Source organism: Brachybacterium sp. J153 (genome assembly GCF_036311905.1).
Taxonomy (GTDB): domain Bacteria; phylum Actinomycetota; class Actinomycetes; order Actinomycetales; family Dermabacteraceae; genus Brachybacterium.
In genome coordinates this window covers 111794-127508 of the sequence record NZ_JAZDCH010000021.1, presented here as the reverse complement: position 1 = coordinate 127508, position 15715 = coordinate 111794, and the positions used below count along the sequence as shown (strand labels likewise).

The window sequence follows — 15715 nt, the reverse complement described above, 5'->3', positions numbered from 1 at the left end:
CGCCCCCCCCCCGCGCCGGTATCATCGCCGAGGACCCCGCGCGGAAGGATCGACATGACCCAGACGATCACGTCACCGATACCCGTTCTCCCCCGGAAGCAGGACGGACGCCGCGTCCTCCTCAAGCTCTCCGGCGAGGCCTTCGGCGGAGGCGCCGTCGGCGTCGACCCCGATGTCGTCTCCCGCATCGCGGGCGAGATCGCCGAGGGGGTGGCCCAGGGGATCGAATGTGCGATCGTCGTCGGCGGCGGCAACTTCTTCCGCGGCGCCGAACTCTCCCAGCGCGGCATGGACCGCCGCCGCGCCGACTACATGGGCATGCTCGGCACCGTCATGAACTGCCTCGCCCTGCAGGACTTCCTCGAGCAGCGCGGCGTCACCACCCGCGTGCAGACCGCCATCGAGATGGGCCAGGTCGCCGAGCCGTACATCCCGCTGCGGGCCGTCCGCCACCTCGAGAAGGGCCGTGTGGTCATCTTCGGCGCCGGCGCCGGCATGCCCTACTTCTCCACCGACACCGTCGCCGTGCAGCGTGCGCTGGAAATCGGTTGCGAGGAGGTGCTGATGGCGAAGAACGGCGTCGACGGCGTCTACGACTCCGATCCCCGCAAGAACCCCGAGGCGAAGAAGCTCGAGCACGTCACCTACAACGAGGCGCTGCAGCAGGGCCTCAAGGTCGTGGACTCGACCGCCTTCAGCCTCTGCATGGACAACGCCCAGCAGATGATGGTCTTCGGCCTGGATGCCCCAGGCAACATCACCCGCGCCATGCGCGGCGACCGCATCGGCACCGTCGTCACCGCCGACTGACCCGGTCCTCCGTCCCGCGGCCCACCCGTGCGGGACAATGGACGCACGCACCATCCAGAAGAACACCGAGGAGCATCCCGTGAGCGACACCGCCACCATCCTGAAGGACGCCGAGGGCAAGATGTCCAAGGCCGTCGAGGCCACCAAGGAGGAGTTCAGCGCGATCCGCACCGGTCGGGCGAACGCCGCGATGTTCCAGGGCATCATGGTCGAGTACTACGGGGCGGCGACCCCGCTGAACCAGCTCGCCTCGCTGCAGTTCCCCGAGGCGCGCACCATCATCGTCACCCCCTACGACAAGTCCGCGATGGCGGCGGTCGAGACCGCTCTGCGCGAGTCGGACCTGGGCGTGAACCCCACGAACAACGGTGACACGCTGCGCGTCGTCCTCCCCGCCCTCACCGAGGAGCGCCGCAAGGAGTACGTCAAGCTCGCCAAGAACAAGGCCGAGGACGGCCGCGTCTCCGTGCGCGGCTCCCGCGGCAACGCCAAGAAGGCGATCGAGAAGCTGGTCAAGGACAAGGAGATCGGCGAGGACGAGGGCACCCGGGCCGAGAAGGAGCTCGAGGCGCTCACCAAGAAGTACATCGAGCAGGTCGACGAGGCGCTCGGCGCCAAGGAGACCGAGCTCGAGACCATCTGAGCCCTCTCCCGTGAGCACCGTCCCGGCACCCCCGCCGCGCCCGGCCGCCCCGACCCCGGTCGAGGCGGCCGTCGGCGTGGTCGACGCGAGCCCGTCGGCCGACGCGCCGGCGAAGACCGGGCCGGTGACCACGGAGCCGGTGCACGCGAAGCGCCGCGGACCGGGCCGCAACCTCCCGGCCGCGATCGCCGTGGGATTGGCTCTGGCGGGCGTGCTGCTCGGTGCCCTGTTCCTGTTCCCGCCGGCTTTCCCGGTCCTGGTGGGCGTGATCATGGTGCTCGCGGTGCTCGAGCTGACCCGCGCCCTGGGGCACGGGGGTCTGCGGGTGCCGGCCGTGCCGCTGCTGGTGGGCGTGGTCGGGATGACCGTCTCCACGGTCGTCTTCGACCAGGAGGGCCTGCTGGTCTCGACCGCCGTCGCGGTCTGCGTGCTGATCCTCTGGCGGGTCACCGAGTCGATGGGCCTCAGCGCCCTGCGGGACGTGGCCGGGGGAGTCTTCTGCCTCGTCTGGATCGCCTTCCTGGGCAGTTTCACACTGCTGCTGCACGGCCGGGAGGACGGGGCGCTGCTGGTGCTGCTCGCCGTCCTCGGCCCGGTCGGCAACGACGTGGGCGGCTACATCACCGGCGTCCTCTTCGGCTCCCACCCGATGGCCCCGACGATCAGCCCCAAGAAGAGCTGGGAGGGCTTCGCCGGCTCCCTGCTGCTGGGGACGAGCGGGGTCGCGGCCCTCGGCCACCTCGTGCTCGACCTGCCGCTGTGGGTCGCGATCGCCCTCGGAGTCGTGCTCGTCGTCGTCTCCACCGCCGGTGATCTCGCCGAGTCGCTGCTCAAGCGCGACCTCGGCATCAAGGACATGGGGCATCTGCTGCCCGGCCACGGCGGTGTGCTGGACCGGGTGGACTCCATCCTGCTGGCCGCTCCCACCACCTACATCCTGCTGGAGGTCCTGCTGCCATGAGCACCCGCCCCGCGTCCGATCCGACCGCCGACCTGCCCGACCTCTCGCGGGAGGCGGTGCCCGGCCAGAAGGTCGCGCTCGCCCCGGGCCAGCTGCAGCTGCGCCCCACGCGCCGCGGCAAGGCCCCCGCCCACCTCGCGGACCTCACACTCGCCGAGCGCATCGCCGCCGTCGAGGAGATGGGGCTGCCCGGATTCCGTGCCAAGCAGCTCTCGACCCACTACCTCGAGCACTTCACCACGGATCCGGAGGACCTCACCGACCTCCCCAAGGATCGTCGGCAGGAGCTCGTGGACCGCTTCTTCCCCGAGCTGCTCACGGTCGTCTCGCGCCAGTCCGCCGACCACGGCGCGACCCAGAAGTTCCTCTGGAAGCTCTACGACGGCTCGATGGTCGAGTCCGTGCTGATGCGCTACAGCGACCGCGTCACGCTGTGCATCTCCTCCGAGGCCGGCTGCGGCATGAACTGCCCCTTCTGCGCGACGGGCCAGATGGGACTGACCCGCAACCTCTCCACCGCCGAGATCCTCGAGCAGGTGCGGATCGCGAACCGCATGCTCTCTCGCGGCGAGCTGCCCGGCGGCACCGGCCGGGTCTCGAACATCGTCTTCATGGGGATGGGGGAGCCACTGGCCAACTACCGTCCCGTCGCGACGACCTGCAAGCGGCTGAACGCCCCGGCGCCCGAGGGCTTCGGGATGGGCGCCCGCCATATCACCGTCTCGACCGTGGGCCTCGCCCCGGCCGTGCGCAAGCTGATCAAGGAGGAGATCCCGGTGACCCTCGCCGTCTCCCTCCACGCCCCCGACGATGCGCTGCGCGACGAGCTGGTCCCCATCAACACCCGCTTCGACGTCGACGAGATCCTCGACGCCGCCTGGGAGTACTTCGAGGCCACGGGCCGACGGGTGAGCATCGAGTACGCCCTGATTCGCGACATCAACGACCAGGCGCATCGCGCCCAGCTGCTCGCGGACCGGCTGATCTCCAAGGGCGGCGCCCACTGGGTGCACGTGAACCCGATCCCGCTGAACCCGGTGAAGGGCTCGAAGTGGACCGCCTCGGACCCGCGGGACGAGAAGCGCTTCGTCGAGATCCTGCGCGACAACGGGATTTCCGCGACCATCCGCGACACGCGCGGCAGCGACATCGACGGCGCCTGCGGGCAGCTCGCCGCGGAGGTCATCGAGTCCGACGCCCACCGTGCCGACCGCGAGGCACGCGTGGCTCGGGTCGAGGCGGTCGCCGCGGCCGCCGCCCCGACCGCGGACGACTGAGCCGCTGAGCCGCCGAACCGCCGAGCCGCGACGTCCGGGAGCCCCCGGCGCCACCCACCCGAGGAGATGATCGCCCTGGACGTCCGCTTCGAGACCACCCGCTTCGGCGAGGGGTACGACCAGCAGGAGGTCGACGAGTTCCTCGACCTCTGCGAGCGCGCCCTCGCGACCCGCGACGGCTCCGTCACCGCCCGCTCGGTCGTCCACCACCGGTTCACGACCACGCGCTTCCGCGAGGCCTACGACATGAACCAGGTGGACGTGTTCCTCGACGAGGAGCTCACGCCGCGCTTCGCCGCGCTCGAGCGGGGCGAGGAGCCGGAGCCGCTGCCGGGAGGCGACCCCGGCCGCGGCCCCGCCGGCGCCCGCGCGGACCGGCCCGTCGCGCCGCGCACGACTCCGCCCGCGCAGGATCGCGATCCGGCGACCGGGCGGCTGCTCGGCGGGGACGCGTCCGGGAGGCGGCCCGGCCTCCTCCACCGCCTCCTGGGCCGCGATCGCTGAGCCGCCCCGCGTCCCCGCGCCTCCCAGACCCATCCGGCACCCGCCGCTACAGTGGGTCACCGACAGCACCGAGGAAGGATCCACTGGTGAGCAATTCGTTCGAGCGCGTCTCGCGTCTCAGCGTCGGCTATGACATGCGCGAGGTCGACGAGTTCCTGGCGCGCGCCCGCACCGCCTACGAGGGGCGCGACGCCTCCTTCGGCGGGGCCGACATCACCTCGGCGAGCTTCGGCACCGAGCGCGGCGGCTACGACATGCGCGTGGTCGACGAGGCGCTCGACCGCCTGTCCGACGCCTTCGCGCTGCAGGCCCGCGACGACGCGATCGCCGAGCAGGGCGAGGAGGCGTGGGTGGCCCAGCTGACCCGTCGCGCCGAGGTGCTGCGCGAGCGGCTCGAGCGTCCCGCGGGGGATCGTTTCTCCCCGGCCGCCCAGGGGGAGCCCGCCTACGACAAGGCCGACGTCGACGCCCTCTGCGATCAGCTCGTCGCTTACTTCACCGACGGCCTGCCGATGAGCGTGGACGATGTCCGCCGCGCGGCTTTCCGCCGTCGCCGCGGCCCCGAGGGGTACCGTGAGGCCGTGGTCGACGTCTACCTCGACCACGTCGCGGACGTGATGGCCTCCGTCCCGTGACCGACGCGGGGGGCCGCCGCCTCGTCCTGCTGGGATCCACGGGGTCCATCGGGACCCAGACCCTCGAGGTCCTCACCCGCTACCCGGGTCTCGCCCGGGTGCACGGCCTCGCCGCGGGCGGGTCCCGCCCCGCGCTCGTCGCCGAGCAGGTCCTCGCCCATCGCCCCGAGCAGCTCGTGATCTCGGACCCCGATCGCGCCGAGGACGTCGAACGGGCCGTGACCGCGGCCTGCGCCGCGGAGGGGATCGCGGCGCCGGCGTTCTCCGACGGCGCCGCCGAGGTCGAGCGCCTCGCCGGCTCCCTGGGCCCCGGTGACGCGGTGCTGAACGCGATCACCGGATCCGTCGGGCTCAAGCCGACCCTCGCGGCCCTCGCCTCCGGTGCCCGTCTCGCGCTCGCGAACAAGGAGTCTCTCGTCGTCGGCGGTGCGCTCGTCACCGGCGCCGCCGCCCCCGGACAGATCCTCCCGGTCGACTCCGAGCACACCGCGATCGCCCAGGCCCTTGCCGGGGTGCGACCGGACCAGGTCGACCACCTCGTGGTCACCGCCTCCGGCGGCCCCTTCCGCGGCCGCACCCGCGCCGAGCTCGTCGACGTCACCCCCGAGCAGGCCCTCGCGCACCCCACCTGGGCGATGGGCCCCGTGATCACCACCAACTCGGCGACCCTGGTCAACAAGGCGCTCGAGGTGATCGAGGCCTGCTTCCTCTTCGACCTGCCGGAGGACCGGGTGCGCGTGGTGGTCCACCCGCAGTCGATCGTCCACTCCATGGCGACCCTCGTGGACGGCTCGACCATCGCCCAGGCCAGCCCCCCGGACATGCGCCACGCGATCGGCTGGGCCCTCGCCCATCCAGAGAAGCTCCCCGGCCTCGCCCGCCCCCTCGACTTCACCACGGCGCAGTCGTGGACCTTCGAGCCCGTCGACGAGGTCACCTTCGGCGCGATCCGGCTCGCCCGCGCGGCGCACCGCGCCGGGGAGGGGGCGATGGCCGTGCTCAACGCCGCGAACGAGGAGGCGGTCGACGCCTTCCTCGCGGGCCGCCTGTCCTTCCTCGGCATCACCGAGCTGCTGGCCGCGGTCCTCGAGGACCCCTGTCGGCCGCGGGCGACCCTCGCCGGCGGCGTGCCCGCCCTGCTCGAGGCCGAGGCGTGGGCCCGCACCGCAGCCCACGCGATCATCGGTTCCCGGGAGGGCTGACCATGCTGCTGTTCGCCCTCGGGGTGCTGATCATCGCGCTCGGTCTCGCGCTCTCCATCGCGCTGCACGAGGTGGGCCACCTGGTGCCCGCGAAACTGTTCGGCGTGCGGGTGACCCAGTACATGGTCGGCTTCGGGCCGACGATCCTCTCCCGCACCCGGGGCGAGACCGAGTACGGCCTCAAGGCCTTCCCGCTCGGCGGTTACATCCGCATGATCGGCATGTTCCCGCCGCACCGCGGCGATCCCGAGGGGACGGTCCGGGAGGACTCCACCGGCCTCGTCCAGCAGCTGTCCAGCATGTCCCGGGAGGCGAAGGAGTACGAGTCCTCCCTCTACGGGCCCGAGGACGCCCACCGCACCTTCGTCGCGCTGTCCGTGCCGAAGAAGCTCGTGGTCATGCTCGGCGGGCCCACCATGAACCTGCTCATCTCGCTCGTGCTGATGCTGGTTCTGGTCAGCGGGATCGGCCTGCCGGCCGTCACCCCGACGGTGCAGACCGTCTCCGAGTGCGTGGTCCCCGCCGACGCCCCGGCCGATGTCTCCTGCGAGGGACGGCCCGAGGCGCCGGCCCTGGCCGCCGGGATCCAGCCCGGGGACACGCTGCAGGTGATCGACGGGCACCAGATCGACACCTGGGCCGACGTCACCGAGGCCATCCGCGGGGCGGGGGACCGCACCGTCGACGTCGTCGTGGAGCGCGACGGGCAGACCCTTACCCTGCAGGCCACCCCCATCGTCGACGCCCGCCCGGTGCTCGACGAGGAGGGGTCGGTGGTGTACGCCGCGGACGGCACGCTGCTGACCGAGGAGGTCGGCTTCCTCGGCGTCTCCGGGACGCCCGACCTCGTGCCGCAGTCGCCCACCGAGGTGCCGGCCATGGCCTGGAGCGCCTTCACCCAGACCGGTCGGCTGATCCTCACCCTGCCCGTGCGGCTGTACGAGGTGGCCCAGGCCGCCTTCGGCAGCGCCGAGCGAGACCCCGAGGGCCCCCTCGGCGTGGTCGGGGTCTCGCGCCTCGCGGGCGAGGTCGCCGCGACCGACGAGCCCGGCTTCGAGCTGAAGGAGAAGACCGCGACCCTGGTCTCGATGCTCGCCTCGCTCAACATGGCGCTGTTCGTGTTCAACCTCGTCCCGCTGCTGCCGCTCGACGGAGGGCACGTGCTCGGCGCGCTGATCGAGGGAGTCCGCCGGCTGATCGCCCGGCTGCGCGGCCGCCCCGATCCCGGCCCCGTGGACATGTCCCGGATGCTGCCGCTGACCAACGCGGTCGCGATCGTGTTCCTGCTCATGACCGTCCTGCTGCTGTACGCGGACATCGTCAAACCCATCACCCTGTTCTGACGCCCGCCCCGCTGCCGCGCCCGGCCGGCGCGCCCGCTGCGCCCTGCTTCCGAGCGCGTCCCGCCGGTGCCCGGAATCGGGAGGTGCCGTGGAGGTGTCGCACCTCGCCCCCATGTCCGCGGGCGCGGGGCGATAATGGGTTGGTGACTTCCGTGAGCCTCGGCATCCCCTCCGTCAAGACCCCGCCCCCGGTCCTCGCCCCCCGGCGGAAGACCCGCAAGGTGAAGCTGGGCGACCTCTACGTGGGCGGCGACGCACCGATCACGGTGCAGTCGATGACGACCACGCCCACCCACGACATCAACGCGACCCTGCAGCAGATCGCGGAGCTGACCGCCGCCGGCTGCGACATCGTGCGCGTCGCCTGCCCCCGCCAGGAGGACGCCGACGCCCTCGTCGCGATCGCCGCGAAGTCCCCGATCCCGGTCATCGCCGACATCCACTTCCAGCCCAAGTACGTCTTCGCCGCGATCGAGGCGGGCTGCGCGGGGGTGCGCGTGAACCCCGGCAACATCCGTCGCTTCGACGACCAGATCAAGGACATTGCGAAGGCCGCGAAGGACCACGGCACCGCCCTGCGCATCGGGGTGAACGCGGGCAGCATCGACCCGCGCATGATGAAGGGCGACCGGGTGACCCCCGAGGCCCTCGTCGCCTCGGCGAAGTGGGAGGCGTCCCTCTTCGAGGAGCACGACTTCCACGACTTCGGCATCTCGGTGAAGCACAACGACCCGATCATCATGGTCGAGGCCTACCGTCAGCTCTCCGCGGAGGGCGACTGGCCGCTGCACCTCGGGGTCACCGAGGCGGGCCCGGCCTTCCAGGGCACGATCAAGTCCTCCGTCGCCTTCGGCATCCTGCTCGGCGAGGGCATCGGCGACACCATCCGTGTGTCCCTCTCCGCCCCGCCCGTGGAGGAGGTCAAGGTCGGCAACCAGATCCTGCAGTCCCTGAACCTCAAGCCGCGCAAGCTCGACATCGTCTCGTGCCCGTCCTGCGGTCGCGCCCAGGTGGACGTCTACACCCTCGCGGAGAAGGTCACCGAGGGGCTCAAGCACCTCGAGGTGCCGCTGCGCGTGGCCGTGATGGGCTGCGTCGTCAACGGCCCGGGCGAGGCGCGCGAGGCCGATCTCGGCGTCGCCTCCGGCAACGGGAAGGGCCAGATCTTCGTCAAGGGCGAGGTCATCAAGACCGTCCCCGAGGCCGAGATCGTCGAGACGCTGCTCGCCGAGGCCAACCGCATCGCCGCTGAGATGGGCGAGGACAGCGAGTCCGGTGCCCCGTCCGTCTCCGTGAGCTGAGAGACCGGATGTTCCGGCGCGGGGCACGCGTCCGTCCGCTCCGCCCCGGCGGCGCCGAGGCGGCGCTCGCCCTCGCCCTCCGCGACCCCGCGGTGAATGCGCTCGGCGGCGCGCGCCTGCGGGAGCTCAGCCGCAGCGCGTCGGTCGCCCACGAGTTCTCGGTGATCGGTGAGGACGCCGCCCCGAGCGCCCTGCTGTGGCATGGCGTGAACCTCTCCCCGCTCGGCGGCGACGCCGCGGCGCTCGCCGAGCTCGGCCGCCACATGGCGGGTCGTGCCCGGCGGGCGAGCAGCGTGGTGGGGGAGCGCCGGGCGGTCGAGGCCCTGTGGCACGAGCTCGCCCCGGCTTGGGGCGGCGAGGTGCGCCAGCTCCGCTGGAGCCAGCCGCTGCTGCTCGCGGCCGACGCGGCGGTGCTCCCGGCGCTGCCGGGTGCGGGGCTGCTGCGCCCGGCCCTGCCGGGGGAGGAGGGGGCGGTGTTCCCCGCCGCGGTCGCGATGTTCCGCGAGGAGGTGGGCATCGATCCGCTCTCCGGCGACGGCGGGCGCTCCTATCGGGCGCGGGTCACCGAGCTGATCCGACAGGGCCGCACCTACGTGGTCATGCAGGACGGGCTGGTGCTCTTCAAGGCCGACGTCGGCGCGCTCTTCGGACCCGTCGCACAGATCCACGGCGTGTGGGTGCGACCCGAGCACCGCGGTCGCGGACTCGCGCGCGCCGCGATGACCGATCTCGTACGCCAGGTCCGCCGGGACCACGCCTCCCAGGTCTCGCTCTACGTCAACGACTTCAACGAGCCGGCGCGGCGAGCCTATGCCGCCGCGGGCTTCCGGCAGATAGGCGAGCTGACCACGCTGCTGTTCTGAGGTGCCGGCTCAGGCGGCGTCGGATCCCGTCCCCGCCTGGGCGTCGCAGGCCAGCAGCACGTTCGCGGCGGTCCATGCGAGCGGGGCGAGGGCGGCGGGCCGGCCGTCGAAGAGCACCTTCTCCGGGAGCGAGCCGGCCTCGGTGCGATGCGCGGCGAGCCAGTCCAGGATCTCGCCGGCGGCCTCGTGCTCCCCGCGCCGGGCGAGCGCGAGGGCCAGCAGGCTGGTCGAGGGGGTCCAGCTGATCCCGTCCTGCTTCCAGGACGCCCCCGGGGCGATGCCGCCGGCCGGTCGGGCGAGCGCGCCGCGCAGGCCCAGCAGGTCCGTGCTCTGCAGCAGGTCGTGGTGCCCGGTCGCGTCGAGGAAGGCGGCCCCGGAGTCCGCGCCGCCGCCGCGCCGGTAGCGGCGCACCCCGCGCACCGCCACGTCCTCGCGCGTCAGCGCCGCGAAGGCCTCGGCGCCGTGGACGACCCGGTCCTCCTGGGTGAGTGTCGCCGCGGCGCGCAGCCCGGCGAGGGTCGCGGCCAGGATGCCCGCGGTCACCCGGCGCTCGCGCACCTCCCAGTAGTCGGGGCTCACGGGCGGGGGCCGCCGCCCGTCCGCGGTCTCCTCGAGCAGCAGGGCGGCGGAGGTGGTCACCAGCCGCGCGAGCCGGTCCAGCACTTCGCCGCGTCGCTCTCCGGCCACCTCGACCACCTCGGATACCGCCCACAGCACCAGACCGGTGCCGTCGAACTGGGGCGGTCGGTCATCGGGCGCCCGATCAGTGCCGGGCACGTAGCGCGCCTCGTACCATCCGGTGGCCGGCTGGATCCGCTGCAGGTGCTCGAGGGCGTCGAGGGCCCGGGCGAGATGGCCGACACGGGCCAGGGCGACGGCGGAGAAGGCGGTGTCCCGCGGCCAGATGTACCGCCACTTGGACGTCCAGCCCGCCACGGGAGCGGCCAGCCCGTCCGAGAGGATCCACAGGTCCCACAGCGCGGAGTCGGCGAGCTCGGGGGCCGAGATCTTCGGGGCCGATCGGGATGGCGCGGAGAGGTCCGTCGACCCCGTCGGATCGGAGGCGCCCGTGATCCGGTCGCGCCAGGCGGCGGCCCCGGCCAGGAACTCCTCCGCGCGCCGCGCCGGAGCGGAGCCGGCGGGGACGTCCGCGAGCAGCCGGGTCCCCGGGTGGAGCGCCGCGGCACCGGCCTGCCCGCCCACCGGGACCCTCGTGCCGTCGGCGGCGAGCGCGACCGTCGCCGAGGACAGCGGCACCACGGTGCGGGGATCGTGGGGGAGGCCGAGCGCGCTCCCGAGCGCGTACCCGCCGCCCCCGAGCGCGGCGACTGCGGCGAGGGCGCCCGCCCCGTGCAGCACACGTCGGCGGGAGGTGTCCCCTCCCGCTCCCGGATCCCGGTCGGCGCCCTTCATCGCCTCAGCGTACGTGGGGCCCGAGCATCCGGAGCGGCCAGTACGATGGGGGCCGCGCTCGCCATCGCCGCCTCCGGCGCGCATCCCTTGTCGTGAAAGGCCGCTGCCCATGATCCGTCTGTCGTCGTCGTTCGTCCGCACCCTGCGGGAGGACCCGGCCGACGCCGAGGTCGCGAGCCACCGGCTGCTGGTGCGCGCGGGATACATCCGCCGCAGCGCCGCCGGCGTGTACACCTGGCTGCCGCTGGGACTGAAGGTGCTGCGGAAGGTCGAGCAGATCGTCCGCGAGGAGCAGGACCGCATCGGCGCGCAGGAGATGCTGTTCTCCGCGCTGCAGCCGCGCGAGTCCTACGAGGCGACCGGCCGCTGGGAGGAGTACGGCCCGACCCTGTTCCGGCTCCAGGACCGTCGGCGCGACGACTACCTCCTCGCCCCCACCCACGAGGAGATCTTCACCCTCACGGTGAAGGACCTGTACTCCTCGTACAAGGACCTGCCGGCGATGCTGTACCAGATCCAGACCAAGTTCCGCGACGAGGCGCGGCCCCGCGCGGGCCTGCTGCGCACCCGCGAGTTCATCATGAAGGACGCCTACTCCTTCGACGTCGACGATGCCGGGCTCGACGCCTCCTACGAGAAGCAGCGGGGCGCCTACCAGCGCACCTTCGAGCGGCTCGGTCTGCCGGTGGTGATCTGCCAGGCCGACGCCGGTGCCATGGGCGGCTCCCGCTCCGAGGAGTTCCTCCACCCCACGGCCGTCGGCGAGGACACCTTCGTGGTCTCCGACGGCGGCTACGCCGCGAACGTCGAGGCGGTCACTACGCTGCCGCCCGCGGCGCTCGATCCGGCCGCCATCGCCGCGCTGCCCGCGATGCACGTCGAGGAGACCCCGGGTGCGAGCACCATCGCCGCGCTCACCGACTTCTCCAACGAGGCGTTCCCCGGGCAGGGTCCCGTCACGGAGGACGGCACGTGGACCCGCTACGAGATGCTCAAGCACCTCGTCTACCTGCTCACCAACCCGGACGGCTCCACCGAGCCACTGGTCATCGCGTTGCCCGGCGACCGGGAGGTCGACGAGAAGCGGCTCGAGGCCGCCCTCGCCCCCGCGGTCGCCGCCCCGTTCACCGAGGCGGACTTCGCCCAGCACCCGGTGCTCACCAAGGGCTACATCGGGCCGGCCGGTCTGGGCTCCGAGTCGGAGTCCGGGATCCGCTATCTCGTGGACCCGCGCGTGGTTCCCGGCTCCTCGTGGGTCGCGGGCGCCGGGGAGGCCGGCAAGCATGTGTACGACCTCGTCTACGGCCGCGACTTCACGGCCGACGGCACGATCGAGGCCGCCGAGGTGCGCGACGGCGATCCGGCACCCGACGGCTCCGGTCCGATGCGCCTCACCCGCGGCATGGAGATGGGGCACATCTTCCAGCTGGGCCGCAAGTATGCGGAGGCCCTCGACCTCAAGGTGCTCGACGAGAACGGGAAGGCCGTCGTCGTCACGATGGGCTCGTACGGGATCGGCGTGACCCGCGCGGTCGCCGCGATCGCCGAGCTGAACCACGATGAGAAGGGCCTCGCCTGGCCGCGCCAGGTCGCCCCGGCGGATGTGCACGTCCTCGCCACCGGCAAGGATGCGGCTGTCTTCGAGGAAGCCGAGCGGATCGCCGCCGAGCTCGAGGCCCGCGGGCTCGAGGTGCTCTACGACGACCGGCCCAAGGTCTCCCCGGGCGTGAAGTTCAAGGACGCCGAGCTGCTCGGCGTCCCCACCGCCGTGGTGATCGGCCGCGGTCTGGCCGACGGTGTGGTCGAGGTCCGCGACCGTGCGAGCGGCGAGCAGCAGGTCGTCCCCGTCGGCGAGGCCGTCGACCAGGTCCTCGCGGCCGTCCGCGGGGCCTGAGCTCGGCGCCGCCCGCAGATCGGCGTCCTGCCGGCGCGGCTCAGTCCGCGGGCGGCAGGTCCTCCGTCTCGAGGCTCGGCAGCGGGGCGAGCGTGCTCACGATCGCGGCGAGCGACTGCGCCTCCTCGAGAGCGGCGACGACGGAGAGCGCGCGCCTGGCGAAGGGAGCGGCCCCCACGAGCGCCAGATGGTCCCCGAGCAGTCCCCGGGCGAGCATCCCAGGGAGGACCCCCTCGAGCTGCTCGTCGGGGATCTCCGCGGGCAGCGCGTAGACGGCCTGCCGGGCCACGACCGGCGCGCCGTCCTCCTCGGCGATCGCGGCGAGGGCGGCGGCCCGGTCGCGGTGGCGCTGGGAGAGGGCCTGATGCTGCTCCCGGGCGGTGCCCTCCGCACGGGCGGCCAGCACCTCGTGCGCATAGCCGGCGTACCACTCCTCCTGCTGGGCCCGCTGCAGGCTCGAGCGGTAGTCGGACTCCGCGCCGATCGACGGCGGATCGCTCGCGGGCACCTCCCGGGTGGCGACGAGGTCCGCGGCCACGGGCACGGCGGTCAGCGAGGACGTCCCGGCGGCGTCGTCGAGCCGGGTCGCGATCCATTCGGTGTGGGCAGCGAGCGCGGCGACCGGACGGGCGAGCGATCCGGAGATCTGCACTGAGGCCTGCACGGCCAGATCTCGCAGCGCGCCCAGCAGAGTGACGAGGGCGGGCAGGTCCTGCGGCACGTCGGTCGGTGCCGGGGTGGTGGTCGCCTCCGGATCGGGATCCGACTGCGCCTCCTGCTCCTTCTCGGCCTCCGCCCCGGTGAGCAGGGCGAGCCGCTGCTGGGGGAGCGCCGACTCGAGGACGCCGAGAGCGGCGGAGAGCTCCGGATCCGCCGCGGGCGCGCCCCCGGCGGCGGCGAGGACCGCCGCGGTCCCCGCCACGGCACGGTCCAAGCGCGTCAGCAGGTCCTGCCGGTAGAGGTCGTCGATCCCCGGCGGCGGCGGCGTGTACTCCTCGGGGGAGCCCACCAGGACCGGCCCGCACCCGGCGAGCAGCAGGGCGGCGCCGCCCAGCAGCAGCGCCCTGCGGGGCACGGGGCGGGCGGACGGTCGACGGGGGAGCGGTGCGAGCACGGGACGATTCTCGCATCGTGCCCCTCACAGGAGGCGGTCGGACCGCGCGGGACACTATCCTGGAGCCGCCCGCGGCGACCCCTCGCCCGGAGGCACAAGCAGCTGCAGGAGGAGGTGAGCGGATGATGAGCGCACCGGATGCGCACTCCGCTCTGCGGGAGACGGCCGAGCGGGTCCTGGCGGACCACGGACTGGTCCTCGAGGAGATCGAGGTCCGGGGCCCCCGCACCCTGCCGGAGATCCGCCTCGTGGTGGATCTGCCTGAGGACCAGCTGGGCAGCGCCGACCTCGACGCCGTCGCCGAGGCCTCCCGCGCCCTCAACGACCTGATCGACGCCGACGATGCGCTGCTGGGCCCCGACCCCGCCGTCCTCGAGGTGACGACCCCCGGGGTGGACCGGGCGCTGACCCTGCCCCGTCACTTCCGCCGCTCGCGAGGTCGGCTCCTCGCGCTGACCACCCAGGACGGCACGGAGCTGCGCGCCCGCCTGCTCGCGGTCGGTGCGGACGACGGGCTGCGTCTGCGTCAGGAGCCCGGACGCGACGAGAAGGGTCGGCCCCGGAAGCTGCCCGCCGGCACTCCCGAGCATCTGCGCCTGCCCCTGTCGGAGGTGCTCGCCGCCCGCGTCGAGGTCGAGTTCGACCCGCCCGCGGACCTCGAGCAGCTGCTGGCCGACGCCGAAGACCCCGCCGAGAAGGAGAGCTGAGATGGACATCGACATGGGAGCGCTGCGCGCGCTCGAGCGCGAGCGGGACATCCGTCTGCCCGTGCTGCTGGACGCGATCCGCTCGGCCCTGCACGCGGCCTACCTGCACACCGATCACCCCGTCCGCGACTCCGAGGTCGTCATCGACGAGCGCACCGGCGAGGTCGCCGTGATCGCGCGCGAGCTCGCCGAGGACGGCACCGTCCTCGAGGAGTGGGACGACACCCCGGAGAACTTCGGCCGCGTCGCCGCCTCGACCGCCCGCCAGGTGATCTTCCAGCGCATCCGCGACCTGGAGGACGAGGCGGTGCTCGGCGAGTACGCGGACCGCGAGGACGACATCGTCTCCGGCATCATCCAGCAGGGTCGCGATCCGCGCCTGGTGATGGTGGACCTCGGCGAGGTCGAGGCGGTGCTCCCTCCGCACGAGCGCGTCCCCGGCGAGGACTACTCCCACGGGCGTCGCCTGCGCGCCTATGTCACCGAGGTCCGCCGCGGCCCCAAGGGTCCGCAGATCATCCTCTCCCGCTCGCATCCCAACCTGGTGCGACGGCTGTTCGCTCTCGAGGTGCCCGAGGTCGCCGACGGCTCCGTGGAGATCGCCGGCATGGCCCGCGAGGCGGGGCACCGCACCAAGATGGCGGTGCGCGCCGTCCAGCCCGGCCTCAACGCCAAGGGTGCCTGCATCGGCCCGATGGGCGCCCGCGTCCGCGCGGTGATGAACGAGCTCGCCGGCGAGAAGATCGACATCGTCGACTTCGACGAGGACCCGGCGACCTACGTCCGCAACGCCCTCTCTCCGGCGAAGGTCACCTCGGTCACCGTGATCGACGAGGTCGGCCGGGCCGTGCGCGCGATCGTCCCCGAGGCGCAGTTCTCCCTCGCGATCGGCAAGGACGGGCAGAACGCCCGCCTCGCCGCGAAGCTGACGGGCTGGAAGATCGACATCCGCCCCGATGCCGCCCCTGCTGAGGACACCGGCGCCTGAGCCGATGTGTCCCACGCCTCGCCGGTGAGGGCGGCGGAGTCGCGGTCCGCTACACTGGGG

At 73.0% G+C, this 15715-nt stretch carries 15 protein-coding genes; 13 read left to right on the top strand and 2 right to left on the bottom strand.

What is annotated here, in order from left to right; genetic code table 11:
* Window positions 1–54: 54 nt before the first annotated feature.
* The 10 genes from pyrH to V1258_RS10520 all read left to right on the top strand — a co-directional run bounded on the left by pyrH (window position 55) and on the right by V1258_RS10520 (window position 9539).
* Window positions 55–810, top strand: a complete 756-nt coding sequence (pyrH, locus tag V1258_RS10565) for a UMP kinase (RefSeq protein WP_329744736.1) — start codon at window positions 55–57, stop codon at window positions 808–810.
* 121 nt (window positions 811–931) lie between these two features.
* Window positions 932–1453 carry a ribosome recycling factor gene (gene frr / locus V1258_RS10560; RefSeq protein WP_329745080.1) on the top strand — a complete coding sequence of 174 codons (522 nt, stop codon included), beginning with the start codon at window positions 932–934 and terminating at the stop codon, window positions 1451–1453.
* A 10-nt stretch (window positions 1454–1463) separates the two neighbouring features.
* On the top strand, window positions 1464–2414 hold the full coding sequence (locus tag V1258_RS10555) for a phosphatidate cytidylyltransferase (protein WP_329749654.1): 951 nt from the start codon (window positions 1464–1466) through the stop codon (window positions 2412–2414).
* Window positions 2411–3691 (top strand): 23S rRNA (adenine(2503)-C(2))-methyltransferase RlmN, encoded by a 1281-nt coding sequence (gene rlmN / locus V1258_RS10550; RefSeq protein ID WP_329749652.1) that lies wholly within the window; start codon window positions 2411–2413, stop codon window positions 3689–3691. The genes V1258_RS10555 and rlmN overlap by 4 nt, the downstream gene beginning before the upstream one ends.
* 66 nt (window positions 3692–3757) lie before the next feature.
* Window positions 3758–4195 (top strand): DivIVA domain-containing protein, encoded by a 438-nt coding sequence (locus tag V1258_RS10545; protein WP_329749650.1) that lies wholly within the window; start codon window positions 3758–3760, stop codon window positions 4193–4195.
* Between the two features lie 86 nt (window positions 4196–4281).
* Complete coding sequence (locus V1258_RS10540; RefSeq protein WP_329744740.1) at window positions 4282–4830, top strand: DivIVA domain-containing protein; 549 nt, start codon at window positions 4282–4284, stop codon at window positions 4828–4830.
* The gene (dxr, locus tag V1258_RS10535) at window positions 4827–6032 is read left to right on the top strand and encodes a 1-deoxy-D-xylulose-5-phosphate reductoisomerase (RefSeq protein WP_329749649.1); all 1206 of its coding nucleotides are present in this window, start codon (window positions 4827–4829) and stop codon (window positions 6030–6032) included. The genes V1258_RS10540 and dxr overlap by 4 nt, the downstream gene beginning before the upstream one ends.
* 2 nt (window positions 6033–6034) lie before the next feature.
* Window positions 6035–7375, top strand: a complete 1341-nt coding sequence (locus tag V1258_RS10530; protein ID WP_329749647.1) for a M50 family metallopeptidase — start codon at window positions 6035–6037, stop codon at window positions 7373–7375.
* A gap of 143 nt (window positions 7376–7518) precedes the next feature.
* Window positions 7519–8676, top strand: a complete 1158-nt coding sequence (gene ispG / locus V1258_RS10525) for a flavodoxin-dependent (E)-4-hydroxy-3-methylbut-2-enyl-diphosphate synthase (protein WP_329749646.1) — start codon at window positions 7519–7521, stop codon at window positions 8674–8676.
* 8 nt (window positions 8677–8684) lie between these two features.
* Window positions 8685–9539, top strand: coding sequence for a GNAT family N-acetyltransferase (locus V1258_RS10520; protein WP_329749644.1), 855 nt, complete (start codon window positions 8685–8687; stop codon window positions 9537–9539).
* A gap of 9 nt (window positions 9540–9548) precedes the next feature.
* On the opposite strand, the gene V1258_RS10515 is transcribed toward V1258_RS10520, so the two are convergent.
* Window positions 9549–10952 (bottom strand): hypothetical protein, encoded by a 1404-nt coding sequence (locus tag V1258_RS10515; protein ID WP_329749643.1) that lies wholly within the window; start codon window positions 10950–10952, stop codon window positions 9549–9551.
* A 109-nt stretch (window positions 10953–11061) separates the two neighbouring features.
* Here V1258_RS10515 and V1258_RS10510 point away from each other — a divergent pair, with 109 nt between their 5' ends.
* On the top strand, window positions 11062–12846 hold the full coding sequence (locus V1258_RS10510) for a proline--tRNA ligase (RefSeq protein ID WP_329749641.1): 1785 nt from the start codon (window positions 11062–11064) through the stop codon (window positions 12844–12846).
* 40 nt (window positions 12847–12886) lie between these two features.
* Here V1258_RS10510 and V1258_RS10505 read toward each other — a convergent pair whose 3' ends face one another.
* On the bottom strand, window positions 12887–13960 hold the full coding sequence (locus V1258_RS10505) for a DUF4439 domain-containing protein (protein WP_329749640.1): 1074 nt from the start codon (window positions 13958–13960) through the stop codon (window positions 12887–12889).
* A gap of 125 nt (window positions 13961–14085) precedes the next feature.
* Between V1258_RS10505 and rimP the strand changes: the two genes are divergently transcribed.
* Window positions 14086–14667 (top strand): ribosome maturation factor RimP, encoded by a 582-nt coding sequence (rimP, locus tag V1258_RS10500; RefSeq protein ID WP_329749638.1) that lies wholly within the window; start codon window positions 14086–14088, stop codon window positions 14665–14667.
* A gap of 1 nt (window position 14668) precedes the next feature.
* On the top strand, window positions 14669–15655 hold the full coding sequence (nusA, locus tag V1258_RS10495; RefSeq protein ID WP_329744749.1) for a transcription termination factor NusA: 987 nt from the start codon (window positions 14669–14671) through the stop codon (window positions 15653–15655).
* Window positions 15656–15715: the final 60 nt, after the last annotated feature.